15 protein-coding genes are annotated in these 20,626 nt (G+C 62.6%); 7 read left to right on the top strand and 8 right to left on the bottom strand.

All coding sequences use genetic code 11. The features are described 5' to 3' along the window. The first annotated feature begins 172 nt into the window (after positions 1–172). From QKE30_RS01960 to QKE30_RS01935, 6 genes are all read left to right on the top strand, one after another. Positions 173–2,836, top strand: coding sequence for an acyltransferase family protein (locus tag QKE30_RS01960; RefSeq protein ID WP_347933964.1), 2,664 nt, complete (start codon positions 173–175; stop codon positions 2,834–2,836). 27 nt (positions 2,837–2,863) lie between these two features. Then, positions 2,864–4,510 carry a peptide chain release factor 3 gene (locus QKE30_RS01955; protein WP_347933963.1) on the top strand — a complete coding sequence of 549 codons (1,647 nt, stop codon included), beginning with the start codon at positions 2,864–2,866 and terminating at the stop codon, positions 4,508–4,510. 84 nt (positions 4,511–4,594) lie between these two features. Beyond that, positions 4,595–7,021 (top strand): MMPL family transporter, encoded by a 2,427-nt coding sequence (locus QKE30_RS01950; RefSeq protein ID WP_347933962.1) that lies wholly within the window; start codon positions 4,595–4,597, stop codon positions 7,019–7,021. Between the two features lie 26 nt (positions 7,022–7,047). Beyond that, positions 7,048–7,710: a TetR/AcrR family transcriptional regulator gene (locus QKE30_RS01945; RefSeq protein ID WP_347933961.1), complete on the top strand. Its 663-nt coding sequence runs from the start codon at positions 7,048–7,050 to the stop codon at positions 7,708–7,710. A 126-nt stretch (positions 7,711–7,836) separates the two neighbouring features. Next, on the top strand, positions 7,837–8,559 hold the full coding sequence (locus tag QKE30_RS01940) for a TetR/AcrR family transcriptional regulator (protein WP_347933960.1): 723 nt from the start codon (positions 7,837–7,839) through the stop codon (positions 8,557–8,559). A gap of 54 nt (positions 8,560–8,613) precedes the next feature. Then, the gene (locus QKE30_RS01935) at positions 8,614–9,360 is read left to right on the top strand and encodes a nicotinamide riboside transporter PnuC (RefSeq protein WP_239201760.1); all 747 of its coding nucleotides are present in this window, start codon (positions 8,614–8,616) and stop codon (positions 9,358–9,360) included. Between the two features lie 3 nt (positions 9,361–9,363). Here QKE30_RS01935 and QKE30_RS01930 read toward each other — a convergent pair whose 3' ends face one another. Then, complete coding sequence (locus tag QKE30_RS01930; RefSeq protein WP_347933959.1) at positions 9,364–10,443, bottom strand: enoyl-CoA hydratase/isomerase family protein; 1,080 nt, start codon at positions 10,441–10,443, stop codon at positions 9,364–9,366. A 54-nt stretch (positions 10,444–10,497) separates the two neighbouring features. Continuing rightward, on the bottom strand, positions 10,498–11,478 hold the full coding sequence (ppk2, locus tag QKE30_RS01925) for a polyphosphate kinase 2 (RefSeq protein ID WP_347933958.1): 981 nt from the start codon (positions 11,476–11,478) through the stop codon (positions 10,498–10,500). Positions 11,479–11,588: 110 nt separating this feature from the next. Between ppk2 and QKE30_RS01920 the strand changes: the two genes are divergently transcribed. After that, positions 11,589–12,872 (top strand): glycosyltransferase 87 family protein, encoded by a 1,284-nt coding sequence (locus QKE30_RS01920; protein ID WP_347933957.1) that lies wholly within the window; start codon positions 11,589–11,591, stop codon positions 12,870–12,872. 47 nt (positions 12,873–12,919) lie between these two features. Here QKE30_RS01920 and QKE30_RS01915 read toward each other — a convergent pair whose 3' ends face one another. The 6 genes from QKE30_RS01915 to rsmA all read right to left on the bottom strand — a co-directional run bounded on the left by QKE30_RS01915 (position 12,920) and on the right by rsmA (position 20,579). Beyond that, on the bottom strand, positions 12,920–14,401 hold the full coding sequence (locus QKE30_RS01915) for an L-serine ammonia-lyase (protein WP_347933956.1): 1,482 nt from the start codon (positions 14,399–14,401) through the stop codon (positions 12,920–12,922). Between the two features lie 42 nt (positions 14,402–14,443). Further along, entirely contained in the window at positions 14,444–14,773 is a 330-nt protein-coding gene (locus QKE30_RS01910) for a putative quinol monooxygenase (RefSeq protein ID WP_347933955.1), read from the bottom strand. Between the two features lie 99 nt (positions 14,774–14,872). Continuing rightward, the gene (locus QKE30_RS01905) at positions 14,873–16,726 is read right to left on the bottom strand and encodes an alpha/beta hydrolase (RefSeq protein WP_347933954.1); all 1,854 of its coding nucleotides are present in this window, start codon (positions 16,724–16,726) and stop codon (positions 14,873–14,875) included. Further along, on the bottom strand, positions 16,713–18,545 hold the full coding sequence (locus tag QKE30_RS01900; protein ID WP_347933953.1) for an ABC-F family ATP-binding cassette domain-containing protein: 1,833 nt from the start codon (positions 18,543–18,545) through the stop codon (positions 16,713–16,715). Before QKE30_RS01900 ends, QKE30_RS01905 begins: the two co-directional genes overlap by 14 nt. Next, positions 18,538–19,632, bottom strand: a complete 1,095-nt coding sequence (locus tag QKE30_RS01895) for a 4-(cytidine 5'-diphospho)-2-C-methyl-D-erythritol kinase (RefSeq protein WP_347933952.1) — start codon at positions 19,630–19,632, stop codon at positions 18,538–18,540. Before QKE30_RS01895 ends, QKE30_RS01900 begins: the two co-directional genes overlap by 8 nt. After that, positions 19,629–20,579 (bottom strand): 16S rRNA (adenine(1518)-N(6)/adenine(1519)-N(6))-dimethyltransferase RsmA, encoded by a 951-nt coding sequence (rsmA, locus tag QKE30_RS01890; protein ID WP_347933951.1) that lies wholly within the window; start codon positions 20,577–20,579, stop codon positions 19,629–19,631. The genes QKE30_RS01895 and rsmA overlap by 4 nt, the downstream gene beginning before the upstream one ends. Positions 20,580–20,626 lie beyond the last annotated feature (47 nt).

Genomic DNA, 20,626 nt, shown 5'->3' with positions numbered 1-20,626 from the left:
TACCTAGCGTTAGTATTGTTGAATCAATGCACTCGATCTTGCCTTTGGGAGATGCAAAGTGAAGCAGGTTTTTGGACTACTGCGCGCTGTTCGTAACGCTCGAACAGGTTCGGCGAAGTCGTCCCCCGACCAGCAGAAACACCAGGAATCTAGTGTATCTTCCGGGGCTTCTGTGTCTTCTAAACCGTCTGCGGATTCCGAACCGTCTGCAGCTTCCAAGCCTTCCGAGGAGAAGACCTCTGCGGAGAAAAAGCCTGCCCCTCCGAAGCAGGAACCGGTGAAGCAGGAGTCAAAGAAGGCAGCTTCCAAGGCGACCACGCAGCCACCGATCAAGCTCTCCGCAGTCGGCGCCCCCAAGGCTCCCTCCGCTCCAAAGCCACCAAAGGCTTCCGCCCCCCAGAAGCAGAAGCCACCGAAGGCAACCGCAGCCTCGCAGGATCCCAGGAAGTCCACTACGGATGCGAAGACCCCTAAAGCAGACAAAATCAAGAAGCAGACAAGCACTACCCCCAAGCAAGCTGCTACTACCCGACCAGCTGCGGCTGCTCCGGCCATCAAACTCGGTAGCGTAGGCGCGCCGCCTGCCCCGGGGGTTGCACCTGGCGTGACGCGAAAGACCCCGGCTGCCAAGCAGGCTCCCAAGAAGGCGACCCTACCGAAGGCTCAGCCAAAGCCAGTGCCCGCGCCAGCTGCAAAGCAGGCACGCAAGCAAGCCGCAAAGCCTGTACCCAAACCGGAGCCCACACAGGCGCCCGCTGCGAAGCAAGCACCCAAGCCAGTCGCGAAGGCGGCGCCGAAGCCGATGCCGCCAGCGGCGGAGAAGTCGGCGTCACAACCAAAGAAACAGCCCGAACCGAAACAGGTGGCGACGGCACAACCTGCACCACAGCAGAACAACGTGCCGGAAGCGCTGGCGATCCCGCCGGAGAACAAGACGGTTAAGAAAGATCGCCGTGCTCGCCTGCGCCAGGTAAAGGGACTCGATGGCCTGCGTGGCCTCGCCGTGCTCGCAGTGGTGATCTACCACTTCTTCGGCAATATCCTGCCCGGCGGTTACCTGGGCGTGGACCTGTTTTTCGTCCTATCGGGCTTCCTGATCACCTCGCTGCTGGTGCGCGAGTACCGGGTAAACAACACGATCAGCCTGAAAGACTTCTGGATCAGGCGTTTCCGCCGTATCCTTCCTGCCGCGCTGGTCACGCTGTTTATCGTCACCGCAATCGTCACCGCCATAGGTGGGGACATTGCCGTGGGCATCCGCGAGCAATTCCTGGGCACGCTGTTCTTCGTCAACAACTGGACGCAGATCGCCACCTCTCAGTCGTACTTCGCGGAAAACGAGGTCCAGGTTTTCGCCCACTACTGGTCGCTGGCTGTCGAAGAGCAGTTCTACATCATCTGGCCGCTGGTGACACTCGGGATTTTCGTGTTCACCCAGCGCCGGCTCCGTCGCAGTCCGCGCCGCATCCCGATGCTGGTGACGGCGCTATTGGCCGTGCTTTCCGCTGCGGCCATGGCGCTACTGTTCACCCCCGGCGAGGATCCGACGCGCGTCTACTACGGCACGGATACGCACGCTTTCGGCCTACTCATCGGCGCTTTCCTCTCGCTGGCTGTCACCTCCACACGCAACGATCCGCGAGTGGATTCCTGGCCGTCGGCAGGAGAGTTTGAGGCGCGAGCTGCAGGAGCCATCGGTGCCCTTGCCCTTATTGGCTACGTCATCCAACTGCTGTTTATGGGCGACGACCTGGCGGTGACCTACCAGGGCGGCCTGCTGCTAACCAGCGTGCTGGGCGTGTTGATGATCTGGGGCGTGATCCGTGAGACCGGCCCGCTGACGTGGGTCTTCCGCACCAATGTCATGCGCTGGCTCGGCCAACGCTCGTTCTCGTTGTACCTGTGGCACTGGCCGGTCATCATGATTCTGCGCGCTCTTTTTGACGCCGACGGTCACATGGACCACAAGTGGATTCTGGGACTGGTAGCGGTGCCGATCGCTCTGCTGATCTCCGAGATTTCCTACCAGCACGTGGAAAACCCCTTCCGCCGCCGCGGCTACAAGCAAACGTGGAAGGACTACTGGGCTTCCCGCCCCAGCTTCCACGAGATCAACGAGGGCTTTAAGAAGGTCGCATGGCCTGTCGTGCCACTGCTCGTCGTGGCTTGCGTCGGCGGTGTGGTCTACGGAGTGGTGAACTCCAACGATAAGACTGCACTGGAACAGGAACTGGACCAGCTACAACGTATGAACCAAGAGGCTAACAAGGGTAAGGCCCCCGCCACGGCCACTCCACCGCCTCCGAAGGAGAAGAAGGCCACGGCCGTGCAGGGCAAGGACATCACCGCCGTGGGTGACTCTGTGATGCTGGCAGCCAGCGAAGCGCTGAACACGAACTACCCGGGCATCTACATCGATGCAGACGTTTCCCGCCACTACACCGCCGGCTTGGAAGTGCTGCAACAGCTGAACGATTCCGGCCAGCTGCGCAAGAACGTGTTCCTCGGCTTCGGGACCAACGGCTCAGCCTTCCCGGGACAGCTGGAGGAGATGATTAACCTCATCGGCCCCGACCGTCAGATCTTCATGGCCATACCCTACGGCGATCGAGAGTGGATGGCGCAATCCCGCCAGGAAGTGCTGGACGCTGCCAAAACTCACGACAACGTCTACATCGCCGACTGGTGCGGCCACGCGCAGTCCCACCAGGATCTATTGTTCGAGGATGGTGTTCACCCAATGCCCGAGGGCGCGCAGGAGTACGCGAAATCCTTCGACGAGGCGCTGGCCCAGGCTGCAGAGCATAAGAAGAAGACCACGACTACCTGCGCCTAATGCCTACCCGCTAGACTTGTGGGCATTATGAGTTCAACCGCATCCGAAGCCTCGCGCCGCCGCACATTCGCCGTCATCGCCCACCCGGATGCCGGTAAATCTACCCTCACCGAGGCGCTCGCTCTGCACGCCCACATGATCAGGGAAGCCGGCGCCGTGCACGGCAAGGCCGGCCGCAAGTCCACCGTCTCCGACTGGATGGATATGGAGAAGGATCGTGGCATTTCCATCGCCTCCTCCGCGCTGCAATTTGAGTACGCCCCGGAGGGCCACGACGGCGAGCCCTTCATGATCAACCTGGTAGACACCCCGGGCCACGCGGACTTCTCGGAGGATACCTACCGAGTTCTGTCCGCCGTGGATGCCGCGGTGATGCTCATTGATGGCGCGAAGGGCCTGGAGCCACAGACGCTGAAGCTGTTCCGCGTGTGCAAAGCCCGCGGCCTGCCGATCGTGACCGTCGTGAACAAGTGGGACCGCCCCGGCCGCAGCCCGCTGGAGCTGGTGGACGAGATCGTCAACGAGATCCAGCTGCAGCCCACTCCCCTGTTCTGGCCAGTCGGCGAGGCTGGTGACTTCCGCGGGTTGGCGCGCATAAACGACGACGGCGAGGCCGAGGAGTACATCCACTTCCTCCGCACCGCCGGTGGTTCGACGATCGCCCCGGAGGAGCACTACACCCCGGAGCAGGCCGCAGAGCGGGAAGAAGACGTGTGGGAAACCGCTGCCGAAGAGGTGGAGCTGCTGGCCGCCGACGGTGCGTTGCACGACCAGGAGCTGTTCTTGGAGTGCACCACTTCCCCGCTGATCTTCGCCTCTGCGATGCTGAACTTCGGCGTGCACCAGATTTTGGATACCCTCTGCGCTTTGGCGCCCGCCCCGGCTGGCCGCGATTCCGACCCGAAGGTCCTCGAGGCCGCCGCGGGCGGAAACTCCGTCGCGGTGGACGAGCACCGCGACCCTACCGATGATTTTTCGGGCGTGGTGTTCAAGGTGCAGGCCGGCATGGACCGCAACCACCGCGACTCCCTGGCCTTCATGCGCGTGGTCTCAGGTGTGTTCGAACGCGGCATGCAGGTCACACATGCTCAGTCCGGCCGGTCTTTCTCCACGAAGTACGCCCTGACTGTCTTCGGCCGCACCCGTGCCACCGTGGAGGCCGCCTACCCTGGCGACATTGTGGGCCTGGTCAACGCTGGTTCGCTCGCCCCGGGAGACACGATCTACGCCGGCAAGAAGGTGCAGTTCCCGCCCATGCCGCAGTTCGCTCCGGAGCACTTCCGCACGCTGCGAGCCAAGTCCCTGGGCAAGTACAAGCAGTTCCGCAAGGCCCTCGAGCAGCTGGATTCCGAAGGTGTTGTGCAGATTCTGCGCAACGACGCTCGCGGTGACGCTAACCCGGTCATGGCCGCCGTCGGCCCCATGCAGTTCGAGGTTATGCAGGCCCGGATGGACGTTGAGTACAACGTGGAGACCGTGGCCGACCCCGTCCCTTACTCTGTCGCCCGTCGTACTGACGCCGAGTCCGCGCCGGTGCTGGCCAAGCAGCGAGGTGTGGAGATCTTCACCCGCACGGACGGGGAGCTGATTGCCCTGTTCGGCGACAAGTGGAAGCTAGCCTTCGTGGAGAAGGAGCACCCGGAGCTGACAATGGAGACCCTGGTCGCCGACTAGGCGGAGCAGAGATTCGTCGCGACCCCATCGAAAATATTTGCACAAGCCTTGTAATATTTCGCATTCTGTGCAAATATTTTGCGCATGGCAAAATTCCTGTATCGAGTAGGCCGCTCCGCCTACTTCCACAAGTGGCGCTTCCTCGCCGTCTGGCTGATCGTGTTGATCGGCGTGGGCACCGCCTCCGCACTGTTAACCAAACCAACCTCGCAGTCCTTCACCATCCCTGGCCTGGAGTCCATCGAGACCCAGGAGAGGATCAAAGAGGAATTCCCCAATGGCGAAGATTCTGACCAGTTAGAGGCAGCCACGGGCAAGCTCGTGCTACAGGCCCCTGAAGGCCAAACCCTTGCCGAGGGCGAGGCTGCACAATCGACCGAAGACATCCTTCAGGCGCTGCAAGAGCTCGATTTCCTGAAGGACAAGGAACAGCTCGTCTCCCCCGTGCTGGCCAGCGAAGGCATGCACCAGCAAATGGCTCCCATGAAGCAAAAGCAGGGAATGCCGAAGGAGCAGATCACCTCCGACATCGCTGCTCTAAGCCCGCTGAGCCCCGACAAGCGCACTGGCACCATCGAGGTTTCCTTCGATGCGGAAACTGCAGCAGACGTGCCCGCAGAGGACGTGCAGAAGTTCGAGGATGCAGTAAAGAACAACGAAGGCAACCTCAAGGTTGGATGGAGCGGTAACGCATTCCAGCAGCCGGAGATGAGCATGGCCTCCGAAGCCATCGGCCTGGCGGTCGCTGCCATCGTTCTGATCGTCACCTTCGGCAGCCTCGTGGCTGCAGGCCTGCCGCTGCTCTCCGCAGTGATTGGTGTGGGCACCGGCATCGGCATCGTCATGGCAGCCACCTCCGTCACGGACAGCATCAACTCCATGACCCCCACCCTGGCCTCCATGATCGGCCTGGCCGTGGGCATCGACTATGCGCTGTTTATCCTCTCCCGCTTCCGCAACGAGCTGGTCGCCCATGTGGATGGCCAGGATCTGGAACCGAAGGAACTACACCAGAAACTCAAGACGATTCCCGTCAAGGAACGCGCCCACCTGGCCGGCCTCGCAGTCGGCAAGGCCGGTTCCGCAGTTGTCTTCGCTGGCCTTACGGTCCTGATTGCACTGGCAGCACTGTCCATCATCAACATTCCGTTCCTCACCGCGATGGCCTTGGCCGCCGCCGGTACCGTTGCCATTGCCGTGATCGTCGCGATCACGCTTCTGCCCGCCATCATGGGCCTCATTGGCACGAAGGTCTTCGCAGGACGCGCGCCTTTCGTCAAGGCTCCGGACCCAGAGAACGAGAAGCCGACCATGGGGCTGAAGTGGGTGCGCATCATCCGCAAGAAGCCCGCCCTGTGGTTGGTAGGCTCTGCAGTGTTGTTGATTCTGCTGGCCATCCCCGCAATGAACCTGCGTCTGGCCATGCCCTCCGATGGTTCTATGGCCAAGGGCACCCCCGACCGTGTCGCCTACGAAATGACGGAGGAGGGCTTCGGAGCTGGCCGCAATGCCCCGATGGTCGCCCTCGTTGAATACCCCGACCTCAACGACAAGGAGAAGGCTGCCGCTACCCAGGAGGCCGTCGCGACCCTCCAGGGCACCGAAGGCGTGGAGAACGCCCAGGTAGTGCAGACCAACGGCGATCCGCGCAACCCAGCCGACCTGGGTACTGCGGCTCAGGTGATGATCACCCCGTCCTACGGCGCGACGGACGCCCGTGCCGCCGATGTCCTTGAGCAGATGCGCGCCGAGGAAGCCGGCTATACCGAAAAGACCGGCGCATCCTATGCCATCACCGGCGTCACCCCGATGTACGAGGACATTTCACAGCGCCTGTCGGACGTCCTCATCCCCTACATCGCCATCGTCCTCGTGTTGGCTTTCATCCTGCTGATGGTCGTCTTCCGTTCCATCTGGGTGCCACTGATCGCGGCACTGGGCTTCGGCCTGTCGGTGGCCGCCACGTTCGGCGTCACCGTCGCACTGTGGCAGGAGGGCTTCGGCGGCATCATCGACGACCCGCAGCCCATCATCTCCTTCCTGCCCATCATGCTGATCGGCATCGTCTTTGGCCTGGCCATGGACTACCAGGTCTTCCTGGTCACCCGCATGCGCGAGGGCTGGGCGCACGGCAAGACCGCCGGCAACGCCACCGCCAACGGTTTCAAGCACGGCGCGCGCGTGGTCACTGCAGCCGCGCTCATCATGATTTCGGTCTTCGCCGCCTTCATGATGGCCGATGAGCCGTTTATTAAGGTGATGGGCTTTGCCCTGGCTGCCGCCGTATTTTTTGACGCCTTCATCGTCCGCATGACGTTTATTCCAGCAACGATGTTCCTTCTCGGTGAGCGCGCGTGGAAGTTCCCCAAGTGGCTAGCGAAGATCATTCCCGCTGTCGATGTCGAAGGTGAGAGCCTGGTGGGATTGAATGCCGACGGCAGCCGCACTCCGGATACCCCTACCGAATCAGGTGAGGCAGATTCGCGAGACGCACAGGCCCGAGTAAAGTAAGGCGTCACTAGGGAAAGGTTGTGAAAGTGAGCTACGAAGGCGGAAAAAGCGCAGAGGCAGCAACGCCGGGTCTACGGGATCGCAAGAAGGCCGAAACCCGTGAGCGCATCGCCTGTGCCGCCGTTGACCTACTAGTCAACGAGGGCGTCGAGAATGCTACCATCGCGAAGATCACAGAAAGAGCTGATATTTCTCCGCGCACTTTTCACAACTATTTCCCTCATCGAGACGCGGCTTTACTATTCACGCTTAATCAATTCGTTGAGGAAATGGTTGGCATGGTGGATACTGCACAACCTGGGCAACGATTGATCTCGATCGGCGAGAATATCGCGGTGGACTTCTTTAATCGAACGACGGGCAGTCCGAACAGCATTCAAACCCTCTCCCGTCTTGCGGACCACTTACTCTCTATCCCCGCCCAAGCTCGTACAGAGCTTTTCACAGAGAACGATGGCTTTCCCCGCAACGCCGTGGAGTTCTTCTCTCCGCTCGTACAGGCTTTTCAGCGGTACAGCGAGCGCGAAGGTCAGGCGCTCAACATCGCCCACGCGTTGTTGCTCATCAATTCGATCATGGTTGTACCCACAGTTTTCGTGGAACTCAACGAGGGTGGGGAGTGTGCGACGGAAGAAGAAATTCGAGGCGCTTTCCAACTACTAGCGGGAGGACTTTCGCAGCTCGGCTAGCTGAGATGAGAAGCAGTTAAATGCCCAGCTTCCATTTGTGAATATCAAATTTGCTACGCTAGTCTGCATCGAGCGTTATCCAACAAATCGGATCATCTGGGCATAATGAAAGGTTTCTCACTCATAATGTCATCACGGCCATCGAGCTCGACAATCCCCGACCCCTCCGCTTCCCGGCGCGAACAGAAGAAGGCCGAAACGAAGCAGAATCTCATCGATGCAGCTATTGAGCTGTTCATGGGCTACGGCCCGGAGGAAGCGACGGTCCAGGCCATCACTAAGCGGGCGGGCGTATCCACGCGCACATTCCACAACTACTTCGAGCGCCGCGACGATGTCTTCGCCTACTACCTGCACGAGGTCTTCGAGCACTTCGCTTGCCGCATCCGGGAGATTGCGGTGGACCACCCCACCGGCCGCATCGTGGACATCATGCGCGACGCAATGTGGATCTACTGCTTCCCGCCGCACGTTGATCAGGGCGAATCGGTTAGCCAGACGGGCTCGGCCGAATTTTCTGAGCTGGTGGATCCCACCACCCCGGATATCCGCAAGTTCAAGCCTCTGCTCATCATGCTGGAGAACCCGCAGGATAAGGGCAGCAGCGAACACCTGGATGTGGACCTACCTACCCTCACAGAACCTGGAACCAAGGCGCTGTGCGATGTCGCCCCCGACCTCTCCCCCTTCAAGGCATTCCTGTTGCTGGATGTTTCCTTCAGCATCGCCATGCGCGCCGTAGAGGCAGCTGCGGACGAGCGGCTATCCGGTGGCCTCAGCCCCGAGGAGCTCTACAACCAGGCCTTCGACATGCTGGCCCGTGTCGATCGCATTGAGGACGAGGAGTAGTCGCCTCACCAAGAATCAAACCCGGTTTCCTTTGCCCAACCCCGATAAGGGAAGATGGGCACTGTGGAATCAGAGGGAATCTTTACAACGCTTCTCAACGCAACGCTGATCATCGGTGGCTACCCGATCCTCTGGCGCGAAATCATCGGCAATCTCTTCGGCCTAGCCTCCGCCGTCGGCGGGATGAAGCGCGTGGTGTGGGCCTGGCCCGTGGGAATCGTCGGCAATGTGCTGCTGTTCACGGTGTTCCTGGGTGGACTGTTCCACACCCCACAGGATCTGGACCTCTACGGCCAGGCAGGCCGCCAGGTGATGTTCCTCATCGTCTCGCTGTACGGCTGGTATCAATGGAGCCGCGCCCGCACTGCCGGCATGCGCGAGCCTGATAACACCGACCCCTCCCGCTCCATCGTCAGCGAGCCCGCCGCCGACAGCGCCGCAGTGCAGCCCAGCTGGGCCAGCACCAAGGAACGCCTCGGCATGCTCGCCTTTGCGGTGATCGGCACCGTAGTCTTCGCGCTGATCTTCGACGCGCTAGGTTCGTGGGGGCCGTGGGCAGACGCCTGGATCTTCACCGGCTCCATCCTGGCCACGTTCGGCATGGCCCGCGGCTGGACGGAGTTCTGGCTGATCTGGATCGGCGTGGATATTGTCGGCGTACCCCTGCTGCTCGCCGCGGGCTACTACCCCTCCGCGGCGCTATACGTGGTCTACGGCGCGTTCGTGCTGTGGGGATTCTTCGTGTGGTTGCGGGTGCAACGCACGAAAACCACCGGCGCCGCAGGCGCCGCCAGCAGCTAGTGCCTAGCCCAGTAGCGCCCGCCATTTCTCCACGTCCACGTCATCCGTGGAAGCCGGCTCGAACTGCGCGTTGTGATCCTTGTGCTCCAGCACTGCGCGCACTCCCTCGATGAAGTTCGGCCCCCGGCGCAGCTCGCCACCGACCTTGAATTCCATATCCAAAGCCTCGCGCAGCGTTGCACCCTCCGCGCGGCGGAAAAGCTCCACCGTGGCCACAAGACTCTCCGGGTTGGCACCCTTCAGGGAATCGGTCACCTTGGTTATAAACTGCGCCAATTCGGCGTCCGAAACAGAACCCTCATCCCGCACGATCCGGGCTTCGATGTCTGCCCAAGAACCTTCGGCGAAAGTCCGCTCGATCCACTCCGCGTGCTTCTGCAGCGTAGACGTGGGCTCCTCCAGCTTCTGCGGGTCGAGAGCATTAGACCGCAGCGCCTCGGGAAGGTCGCCCGAATGCAGGTCGGATTCAAAAGCATGCACATCCGCCACCAGGTTCGTGACCAGGCCGGTGTACAACATGTCCGCAGGGCTTAGGCGCCAACCCGTGGCGGCGATAAAGAGCCCCACTGCGGGCGAGCAATCCAGGTGCGTCAGCCGGTAAGACATACCCACGTCGGGCACAAACCCGATCGCAGCCTCCGGCATTGCCCCCAGGGTGCGCGGGGTGATCACGCGGTGCGAGCCATGCATGGAAATACCCATGCCGCCGCCCATCACGACGCCTTCCAGCAGCGCGATCACGGGCTTGTTTACCCGCGACAGCCGCTCATTGAGGTCGTATTCCTCCTCAAAGAAGGAGTCCCCGAAGCGGTACATGCGCTTCATGTCTCGCATCCGCACGTAGCGCACGTCCCCGCCTGCGCAGAAGGCCCGGTCGGAGGACGACTTGATCACGATGAACTGAATCCAATCATCGTCGGCCCATTTGTCGACCGCCTCGCGGATTAGGCGGATCATCTCCACGTTTAAGGAATTCAGAGCCTTAGGGCGATTCAGCTCGATAACCCCGACGTGACCTGCGACGACAGTCGTTACTTCCGCATCCGGGTCGTACGTCGGGTGCTTCCTTCTCTTGTCTGCCATGTCACCATAATTACAGGAACGACAAGGAAGTGCAGCCTAATTTAAATCTAAGGTCTACTTAGATTTCTTGCCCTTCTTGGACTTCTTGCCCTTCTTCTTTTTGTCGCCCTTGTTCTTTTTGGACGCCGCAGCCTCCTTGCCCTCGGACTTCGAATCCTTCTTGGAGTTCTCCTCGGACTCAGCCTCCTGAGCCTGCTTGGCTTCCTCGGCCTGCCGCTTCAACAGGTCCTTCTCCAGCAGCTTCGCCACGTCGGGCACGTAGCGGAACTGGGTGCGCGGCGGGCGCTCGTAGGTGGACTCGGATGCCGGGCGCTCCGGAATCTTCGGCACGTTCTTCTCCACGTACTCCCACGGGATCGTGTTCAGCAGGTGGTTGATCACGTTGATGCGGGAGCGCTTCTTGTCCTCGGACTCCACGGTGTACCACGGGGCAGACGGGATGTCGGTGTGCACGAACATCTCATCCTTCGCGCGCGAGTAGTCCTCCCAGCGCGTGATGGACTGCAGATCCATCGGGGAGAGCTTCCACTGGCGCAGCGGGTCGGACTGGCGGGACTGGAAGCGGCGGATCTGCTCTTCATCGGACACGGAGAACCAGTACTTGCGCAGGATGATGCCGTCCTCAACCAGCAGGCGCTCGAAGATCGGAGCCTGGTGCAGGAAGCGGCGGTATTCCTGGGTGGTGCAGAAGCCCATCACGCGCTCCACGCCAGCGCGGTTGTACCAAGAGCGGTCGAAGATGACGATCTCTCCGGCGGTGGGCAGCTTCTCGATGTAGCGCTGGAAGTACCACTGTCCCTTCTCGCGCGAGTTGGGGGCTGGCAGAGCCTCAATGCGGCAGACGCGCGGGCTGAGGTACTGGGTGATGCGCTTAATCGCGGACCCCTTGCCCGCCGCATCGCGCCCCTCCATCACGATGACGATGCGGGCTCCGGTTTCCACCACCCACTGCTGCATTTCGACGAGTTCAGCTTGGAGCCTTTTGAGCTCCTTTTCATAGGCCTGTTTGTCCAGCTTGGGAAGTCTATCGCTCATTGTTCCAAGCTTAGTTCTTCGCAGGCCGAACGCCTAATAATCTCTTAGCTTTTGGGCCTTACTAAACCTGGGCGAGAGCAACCTCACAGATAGTGCAATAATTAGCCCTTATGCAGACAAAGGAAGTCGCTTCGGCGCGATTGGAAAACTTCAGACATCTCAAGATCAACCTCCCGGTTAAGATCGCGTTGAGTGTGCTGCTGGTGCTTTCTGTCCTACCGAAGATCTTCAACACTCGCGGCTTCCACTACAACCTGGACCTTGACGTCTACCGGGTGGGAGCCCAGCGCGTTCTGGACGGCCAGGAGCTCTACAGCGGCCACTTCCACATCATCGGCGATACGTATCTGCCGTTTACGTACCCGCCGATTTCGGCCCTCTTGTTCACTCCCCTGACGGTGATGCCCTATAACCTGGCCGCCGTTTTGCTGGTCTGCGCCACGGTGACTGTCACCTGGTGGGTGCTCGCCCACACCGTGCACGCGGCAGCACGCCTGGATCGCCCCTCCGCAGGCTGGGTCGCGGTAATCCTCACCGCTGTGCTGATCCACTTAAGCCCCATCCACACCACCCTGGCCTATGGGCAGATCAACGTTCTGCTGATGGGCATGGTCTTCATCGATGCGCTCGTCGTGCCTCGTCGCTACCGCGGGCTGCTCACGGGGGCTGCGGTTGCTATCAAATTGACGCCCGCAGTCTTCGGCCTATGGTTCCTTCTGCGCAAGGACTGGGGTTCCATCCTGCGCATGGGCGTAGGCACGCTCGGCACTACAGCTTTAGCATGGCTGATCCTGCCGCGGGATTCTCTAGAGTATTGGACGCACACGCTGCGCGAAACCGGGCGTATCGGCAACCACGAATACGCCCTGAACCAGAGCATCAACGGTCTGCTGTACCGCTTCGGCCTGCGTACGGATGATTCCTCCAGCTTGTTGTGGGTAGTCCTGGTGTGCGTTTCGCTGGCAGTCATCACCTTCGTCATGATCAAGCTTCTGGAGGCACAGGCGCCGGTCGTCGCGCTGTGCGTCAACTCGCTGTTTGCACTGCTGGCCAGCCCGATCTCCTGGAACCACCACTGGTCGTGGGCTCCGGTGCTGCTGGTGGCCCTGGCCTGCTACGCGATCGCGGACCCCACTTCCCCGCTGGCCACCCCGCGCTGGCTGTGGGTTGCCCTGGTTGCCTTGGGCTTTACCGCCTTCGCCTTCGAACCCACCGCTTTCGTTCCCTTCCAGGAGCAGCGCGAGTTCGAGTGGAACGCCTGGCAGGCGCTCCTGGGTAACTCCTACCTGTGGTGGACAATCCTGGCCCTGTTGGTGATGACGGTTCGCCTCGCGCTTTACCGCGGCAAGACTTTCGACAAGACCCCAGACTCTGGGGCAAGCTCTGGGGCTTAAGGGGCTTTAGGGGCTTAAGGGTTTGAGGGGCCTAAGCCCTCCTGCTCCTAGCACTCCGGCACGTTGACGGAGACGTTCGTCGCTAACCCACCACCGGCCGTTTCCTTGTACTTCTCGGACATGTCCCTTCCGGTCTGCCGCATGGTCTCGATGACCTCGTCGAGGGTGACGTGATGGTCCCCGTCGCCGCGCATCGCCATCTTGGCGGCGTTGATGGCCTTGCCCGCACTGATGGCGTTTCTTTCGATGCACGGGATCTGCACCAATCCCCCAATGGGGTCACAGGTGAGCCCCAGCGAATGCTCCATCGCAATCTCCGCCGCGTTCGCCACCTGCCGCGGAGACCCTCCCAGCACCTCCGCCAGCCCGGCGGCGGCCATGGAAGCCGCGGAGCCGACCTCGCCCTGGCAGCCGACCTCCGCGCCGGAGATGCTGGCGCGCTCCTTGTACAACGAACCAACCGCGCCTGCGGCCAGCAGGAAGCGCCGGTTCACCTGGAAGGGGTCCTGCTTGCCGGCGGGCGTGAACTCGCGGGCGTAGAACATCACGGCGGGGATGATTCCCGCGGCGCCATTCGTCGGCGCGGTGACCACCCGCCCACCAGCTGCGTTCTCCTCGTTTACCGCCAAGGCGATCAGGTTTACCCAGTCCTCGGAGAACTCGGCAGTGCGATGCGGGTCCTCCTCCATCAGCTGGTCGTACCAACGCTTCGCGCGACGGCGAACCATCAAGGCCCCGGGCAGCACTCCGGCGAAGGTTACTCCGCGCTTGGCGCAATCCTGCATGGCCTGGGCGATGGCATCCAGGTTCGCATCGATCTGCTCGTCGGTGCGCAGCGACTGCTCGCAGCGCCGCTGCACCTCCCCCAGGCTAATGCCCACGTGCTCCGCCAGGGAGATCAGCTTGTCACCGGACTCGAACAGCCACTGCCCGCTGAGCTCGTCCAGTGTGGGAACTTCCTCCTCGGTACGGATGAAGCCACCGCCGATGGAGTAGAAAGTCTGCTTCAGCGGCTCGGATAGGCCGCTGACCACGAATGTCATAGCATTCGTGTGAATCGAACGGCGCACGGTCGGCCGCAGCACAATGTCTTCGAAACCGCAGGTGACGGGCAGGCTCTTATCGCCCGCCAGACAAATGGTGCGAGTCTGGCGGATCTCATCCAGCCGGGACTGCATGTAATCCGGATCGACCTGCGCCGGATCGGCGCCGTCCAGGCCCAGCAGGCAGGCTCCCAGCGTGCCGTGTCCAGCACCCGTAGCGGCTAGCGAGCCATACAGGACAACGCTGATGCTCAGCGGGTGTTCACCCTCATCGGGCAGGCTCACCACGTCGGCCAGCTTGTCGGAGCCCAGCGGGCGCAGCCCCTCCTCGGTTGCTGAGTCGGCGGCGCGGGGAGACGTGGCGTCATCCCCCAAAAAAGCCTTGACCCGGCGCGCGAAGGACAGACCCGCGCGCATCGGCCCGACGGTGTGCGAAGAAGACGGGCCGACGCCGATCTGGAAGAGGTCGAAAACGCTGACAGTCATAGTGGTGCTAAGGGGGTGGTGTGAAAGAGGTGGGTTTAAGGGCTAGTTATCCTCGACGCGGAACTCGGCCATGCGGTCCCACTCGGTCTTTCCTGGGATCTTCGTGTTGATGATCTCCGGGGTTTCCAGCAGGTACTTCGGCATCTCGTCGCAGGCGCGCTTGAAGTGCTCGGACTCTACGTGGGCGACGTCGGCATCGTCCTGGAAAGCCTCGATCAGCAGGTATTCGTTTGCGTTCTCCGGATCGCGGAACCAGTCGAAGAAGATATTGCCTTCCTCGGCGCGGGTGGCCTCGGTGAACCAGGAGACCTCCTGCAGGAAGTTGTCGACGAACTCGGGGCGGACCTTGTACTTCACATTAATAAGGATCATGGTGCCCCACCCTACGCTGTGCACCCGAGTGTTGGCAGATGGCCAGCTGGCCGAAGATCTTTGACCTGCCTCCGGCCTACACACGGCCTGCGCCCGGCTCTAGCCGTTGTCCACGCCGACTTCCTTCTCCGGGCCTTGGGACTCCATCGCCGCGTCCAACTGCTTGCGAAGCTCCTCGGCGCGCTGCGGGTTGAAGTCCCGCCCGCCGACCATCGCCAGCATCCCGTCCAACACGCTGTTGCCGTAGTTGTGCCCGTGGCCATTCGGCACGTTGGCCGCAACTGGAAGATCCATAGTGACCTGCCAGAAGGTAACAAACGGGATCCAGGACATAGACGGCGAGCGGTCAAAACCCGCCGGTTCCTTCAGCCAATCGGGTTCCTGGGCGATCAGCGACGGCGACCACCACACCACCGGGTCCGAAGGATGCTGAATAAACAGGATTCGCGGATGGTGCCAGCCGGCGCGCGAGGTCAGATCTTCTTCTCGACGCCACCGCCAGATCTCATCGGAGTTCTCCGCAAAGCGGACATTCAGCCCGCCCGCGTATTCCGCAGACACTTGCGGCGAGCCGGGGTCTCGCCGATCCACCAGGTCGTGCCACAGCTTGTTTGAGTTCGGTGGCCCCACCCACAGCAGGCCATCCACGCTAGAGACGATGTCGCGCACGCCAGAGAATGCCCCACTGCCCGCGTTGGTACCCAGCGATTCGCCGTAAACGTACAGCTTCGGGCGGTCGTTTTCCGGCAGGGTGCGCCACCAGTCCACGACGGTGGAGACCAGCGCCTCTCCCGCGTCTTCCACGCGCTGCTGGTCGGCGATGAACTGCACGCCACTGGGCAGGTAGGAGTACTGGGCCGAGGTGATCGCGGAATCGCCGTCGAACATCAGCTCGAAGGCCTGGGCGGCCGTGGGGTTCACCCACCCGGTGCCGGTCGCGGGCACCACGAGCAACGCCTCGCGGTCCTTCGCGCCCGTCCGCTTCAACTCCTCGACCACGCTTTCCGCTCGGGCTTTATCCGTATCCTCCGCACCGTTTTCCAGGCTGGCGTACACACGGATGGGTTCCTTGCTGGGTCGGCCGGTCAGCTCCTCCAGCTCATCCTTGTACAGCCCTAAGCCGACGAACCTAGTGCCGAAGGCCCCCAGGTCCTCCCACTTGTTGGGCGACTGCGGGCTACCGGAGCGCTCCGGCACCTGGGGTTGCTCCAGATCCTCCCGGATCTCCTGGTCCCGGACCGAAAACACCCGTTCGGTGGCGCTGACAACCGTGCCGGGGACGACGGTATCCACCAGGAAAAGCAAGGCCATGCCGACGGCCAACCAGGCGAACAGCGGGCGGGTAACCCCACCCAAACGGCGCCCCACGGGGCCATCTTCCAAGGCCTCGATCAGCCACAACAGACCCTTGCCCACCAGCACGATCAGCGCCCACAGTCCGATGCCGATGGGCAGCACCAGCAGGAACTCCGCCGCCGTATAAGCCTCCGCGTCCATCAGATGTGCCAGCTCTCGCTGCCAGCGCACGGCGAAGGAAACCCACACAAGTAGTGCCAGGATCACGACTGCCACGAAGCCGATCTCCAGGCCATTCTTCAGCTTCCGCATCCCCCGGTCGCTGAGCTCCAGCCTGTCCTGCAGCTTCTCTAGCAGCCCCAAGGCCTTGCGTCGGCCCCGTCCCATGGGCTCATTGAAGCGCCGTTGCAGGAAGGCCTCCCACAGCCAGTGCAAGAACACGCCAACGGTGTAGCCGGTGCCACCGGAGATACCCGCGACCACGCCCTGGAATAGCCAGTCGCGCGGCAGTAGCGAGGGCGTGAGCGAAGCCGCGAACAGCAGCGCGCCGACGATCACACCGCCGGGATCCACGTGGGCCTCCCACTGATCCCTGGCAGCGCTCAGCCTCCCAGTGATTTCCTCCTCTGCGGTGGAGGCGACATCAGCTATCTTCAAGCTTCTCCCCGATTTCCAGCCACTGCATCTCCAGCTCGCCGTGTTCTTCCTGGTGAGTCTTCAGGTCCTTATCCAATGCGGCCAGCTCGTCCGTCACGGGCTCGCCGGTGGCTGCCTTCTCCGCCACCTCGTTCATCTTCTCGTGGATGGAGTTAATCTTCTGCTCGATCTTGCCCATCTTCCTTTCCAGCGCGCTCATTTCCTTGGTGAGTGCGTGAACTTCCTTGGCGCCGAGGCTGGGGCGTCCAGAAGAAACAGCGCCAGAATCCGCAGCGTCGAAGGTCAGAGTGTTCTTGCGCCCCTCATCGCTGGCCTCCTGCTTGCGGCGCTCCAGGTACTGCTCAATGCCACCGGGCAGGTTCGTCAGCCGGCCATCGCCGAACAGCGCCCACGTGGAATCGCAGATGCGCTCGATCAGGTAGCGGTCGTGGGAAATCACCACGAGCGTGCCGGGCCATTCGTCCAGCAGGCTTTCCAGCTCCTGCAGGGTGTCGATGTCCAGGTCGTTCGTCGGTTCGTCCAGCAGCAGCACGTTTGGCTCGGCCATCAGCACGCGGGTCAGCTGCAGGCGGCGCTTCTCGCCACCCGACAGGTCCCCGATGGGCGTGCGCTGGCGCTTCGCGCTGAAGCCCAGCCGCTCGGCCAGCTGGGAGGCGCTGATTTCCTTGTCGCCGAAGGTCACGTAGCTGGCGACGTCCTCGACCGACTCGATCAGGCGCTTCGTGGGATCCAGGTCGTCCAGCTCCTGCCGCAGCCAACCCAGGCGCACGGTCTTGCCCTCGACGCGGCGCCCCTGCTCCAGCGGCGCCTCGCCCGCCAGGGTGCGCAGCAGGGTCGTCTTGCCGGAACCGTTCACCCCCACCAGGCCGATGCGCTCGCCGGGGCCCAAACGCCAGGTCAGGTCCTCGACAAGGGTGCGCCCGTCCGGGGTGGCGATGCGCGCGTTCTCCAGCTCGATGACCTTCTTGCCCTGGCGGCGCGCAGAGAAACTCATCAGCTCCACCTTGTTGCGCATCGGCGGCACGTCGGCGATCAGGGATTCCGCGGCCTCGATGCGGTAGCGCGGCTTCGATGTGCGCGCGGGCGCCCCGCGGCGAAGCCACGCCAGTTCCTTGCGCGCGAGGTTCTGGCGGCGCTGTTCGGCCGCATCCGCCTGCCTGGCGCGCTCGGCGCGGGCGAAGGTCCAGTCGTTGTAGCCACCCTCGTAGACGTCCACCGCGCCGTCGTGCACCTCCCAGGTGTGGTTGGCGACGGTATCCAGGAACCAGCGGTCGTGGGTGACCACAACCAGTGCAGTGTTGCGCCCCAGCAGGTGCTCAGCCAGCCACTGCACGCCTTCGACGTCCAGGTGGTTGGTCGGCTCGTCGAGGATCAGCAGGTCCAGATCCTGCACCAACGCGGCGGCCAGGCCGGTTCGGCGGCGCTCGCCACCGGACAGCGAGTGCACGGGAGTATCCAGCCCCAGCCGGGCGATGTCCAGCCCGTTGAGTACGCTGCGCACCTTCGGGTCGCCGGCCCATTCGTATTCCTGCAGCCCCAGCGGTTCCAGCACTGCCCCGGCGACAGTCATGTCTTCCGGCGCGTCGCGCAGCACGTCCTGGGTGACCATGGCCATGCGCAGGTCGTTGTTGTGGCTTACGCGCCCGGAGTCCGGCTCGTCCTTCCGGCTCAGGATGTTCAACAGGGTGGACTTGCCACCTCCGTTGAGCCCGACCACGCCGATGCGGTCGTTACTATCCACGCCGAGGCTTACGTCGTCGAGCAGGGTCTTTAGCCCGTAGCTCTTCGAGACTTTTTCTAGGTTGATGAGGTTACTCAAGTACTTCTTCCCTTTTTATGACGCCCGCAGCCGGAGCTGGAGAACTCGTCGTCATCGTGGAGCTGGCTTTCCCGGCCACACTAACGGCTGTCGCGACCTCCACCGCGTCGTCAGCGGATGCGCATAGCATGGCGACCGTGGGCCCGGAGCCGGAAACGATTGCGGCGATGGCGCCGGCCTCCTCGGCGGCCTTCAGGGTCTCGCGCAGGCTGGGCAGCAGGCTGATGGCCGGGGCCTGCAAGTCGTTAACCAGCAGCTTTCCCACTTCTTCCGGGTTGCCTGTCCGCAGAGCTGCGATCAGCCCCTCGGGGCTTCCGGCTCGCGCGGCCTTGGGGCTGGCCTCCGAGGCAGCGGCGCGCTGCTGGTCCAGCTGACTAAACACCTCCGGGGTGGATAGGCCGCGCTTGTCGGTGGCGATGGCCCAGTGATAGGTGCCCGTGGCGATGACGGGCATGAGGTTTTCCCCTTTGCCCGTGCCCCTTGCTGTGCCGCCGAGCAGGCAGAAGGGCACGTCGGCGCCGAGGTCGGCTGCGATGCCGGACAGTTGTGCGCCGTCCGGGCGGCGCGGGGAACGCGGGTCCGGGAAGTACAGCTCTGCCGCCGCAACCAGCGCGGCTGCCGCATCCGCCGATCCCCCGGCCATTCCGCCAGCAACGGGAATTCCCTTGTTGATGTGGATGTGCACGGGCTGTGCTGCCCAGGGGACGTGCGCGTCTCGTGCCAGTTTCTGGATCGCGGCAACGGCCTTCCACGCCAGGTTGCTGGAATCCTGTGGCACCAGGTGGCTGTCGAAGCCGGAGACACTCCAGGTGCACGGCGCCGCGTCGGCGGCCTCCTGTGCCACTTCGGCCTCCTGTGCCGCTTCGGCCTCTTGTACAGCTTCGGCATCCTGCGTGCCTCGCGCATCCCGCAGGGCGACGGTGACCTCTTCCTTCAGCGAGACGGCCTGAAAGATCGTGTCGAGCTCGTGATAGCCGTCCTCCCGGGCCGGCCCCACGCCGAGATGCAGGTTCACCTTGCCGTGTGCACTAGCCGTGACGGAGCGGTACTGGGGCTCCTGGGGGCCGAAGATGTGGGAAACAGTCATTGTGCACCCCTCAGCGAGGCCGCGGCTAGTTGCACGAACTGTTCCGTCGAGAGCTTCTCACCGCGCAGGGTCGGGTCGATCCCCGCGCTTCGCAGCGCACCTTCGGCCGCCTGGCCGCTGCCGAAGTGGCCGGACAGGGCGGCACGCAGCGTCTTGCGGCGCTGCAGGAAAGCAGCGTCTGCCAGAGCGAAGACCTCGCGCCGCAGCTGCTCGGCATCTAGCTGTTCAATACCCTGATCTGCGTCAAACTGCTCGGCGCCCGACTGCCTGCCAGCCCACGGCTCCGCCCCTTCGGCGTAGCGGTCGATGCGCACCAGGCCGGAATCGATCTTCGGCGCTGGCCAAAAGACGTTCTTGCCGATAGTCGCCGCGCGGGCGACGGAGCCGTAGAAACCAGCCTTCACGCTGGGCACACCATAGATCTTGGATCCGGGCGCGGCGGCCAGACGGTCGGCGACCTCCAGCTGCACCATGACCAGAACGCGGTCGATACTGGGGAACTCCTCCAGCATGTGCAAAAGCACGGGAACGGAGACGTTATAGGGAAGATTCGCCACCAGTGCGGTGGGAAGGGGGCGTCCAGCGTCGGCAAAGTCCTGCGCCGTGACCGCCATCGCGTCCTTGAGGATCACCGCTGCATCGGCCTCGCCTGCTCCCTGTTCATCCAGGGTGGCGGGCAGCTTGGCGGCGAGGCGCGGATCGATCTCCACGGCGGTAACGCTCGCGCCAGTTTCCAGCAGCGCGAGGGTCAAAGAGCCCAGGCCAGGGCCGATCTCCACCACGTTGTCGTCCGTGGTGACATCGGCGGCCTTGACGATCTTGCGCACCGTGTTGGGATCGTGGACGAAGTTCTGCCCCAGCTTCTTAGTGGGGTTTAGGTCCAGTTCCTCGGCGAGCTGCCGGATCTCATTGGGCCCCAGCAGCCGAATCTTCCGTTCATTCACCATTCACAGGATAGTCGAGCTGGTGCCCGATAAAAACCGAGGTTGCTGCG

This window comes from Corynebacterium sp. c24Ua_83 (assembly GCF_039907245.1).
GTDB lineage: Bacteria > Actinomycetota > Actinomycetes > Mycobacteriales > Mycobacteriaceae > Corynebacterium.
Note: the sequence above shows the minus strand (reverse complement) of the source record. Positions and strands in the feature narration are given on the sequence as shown.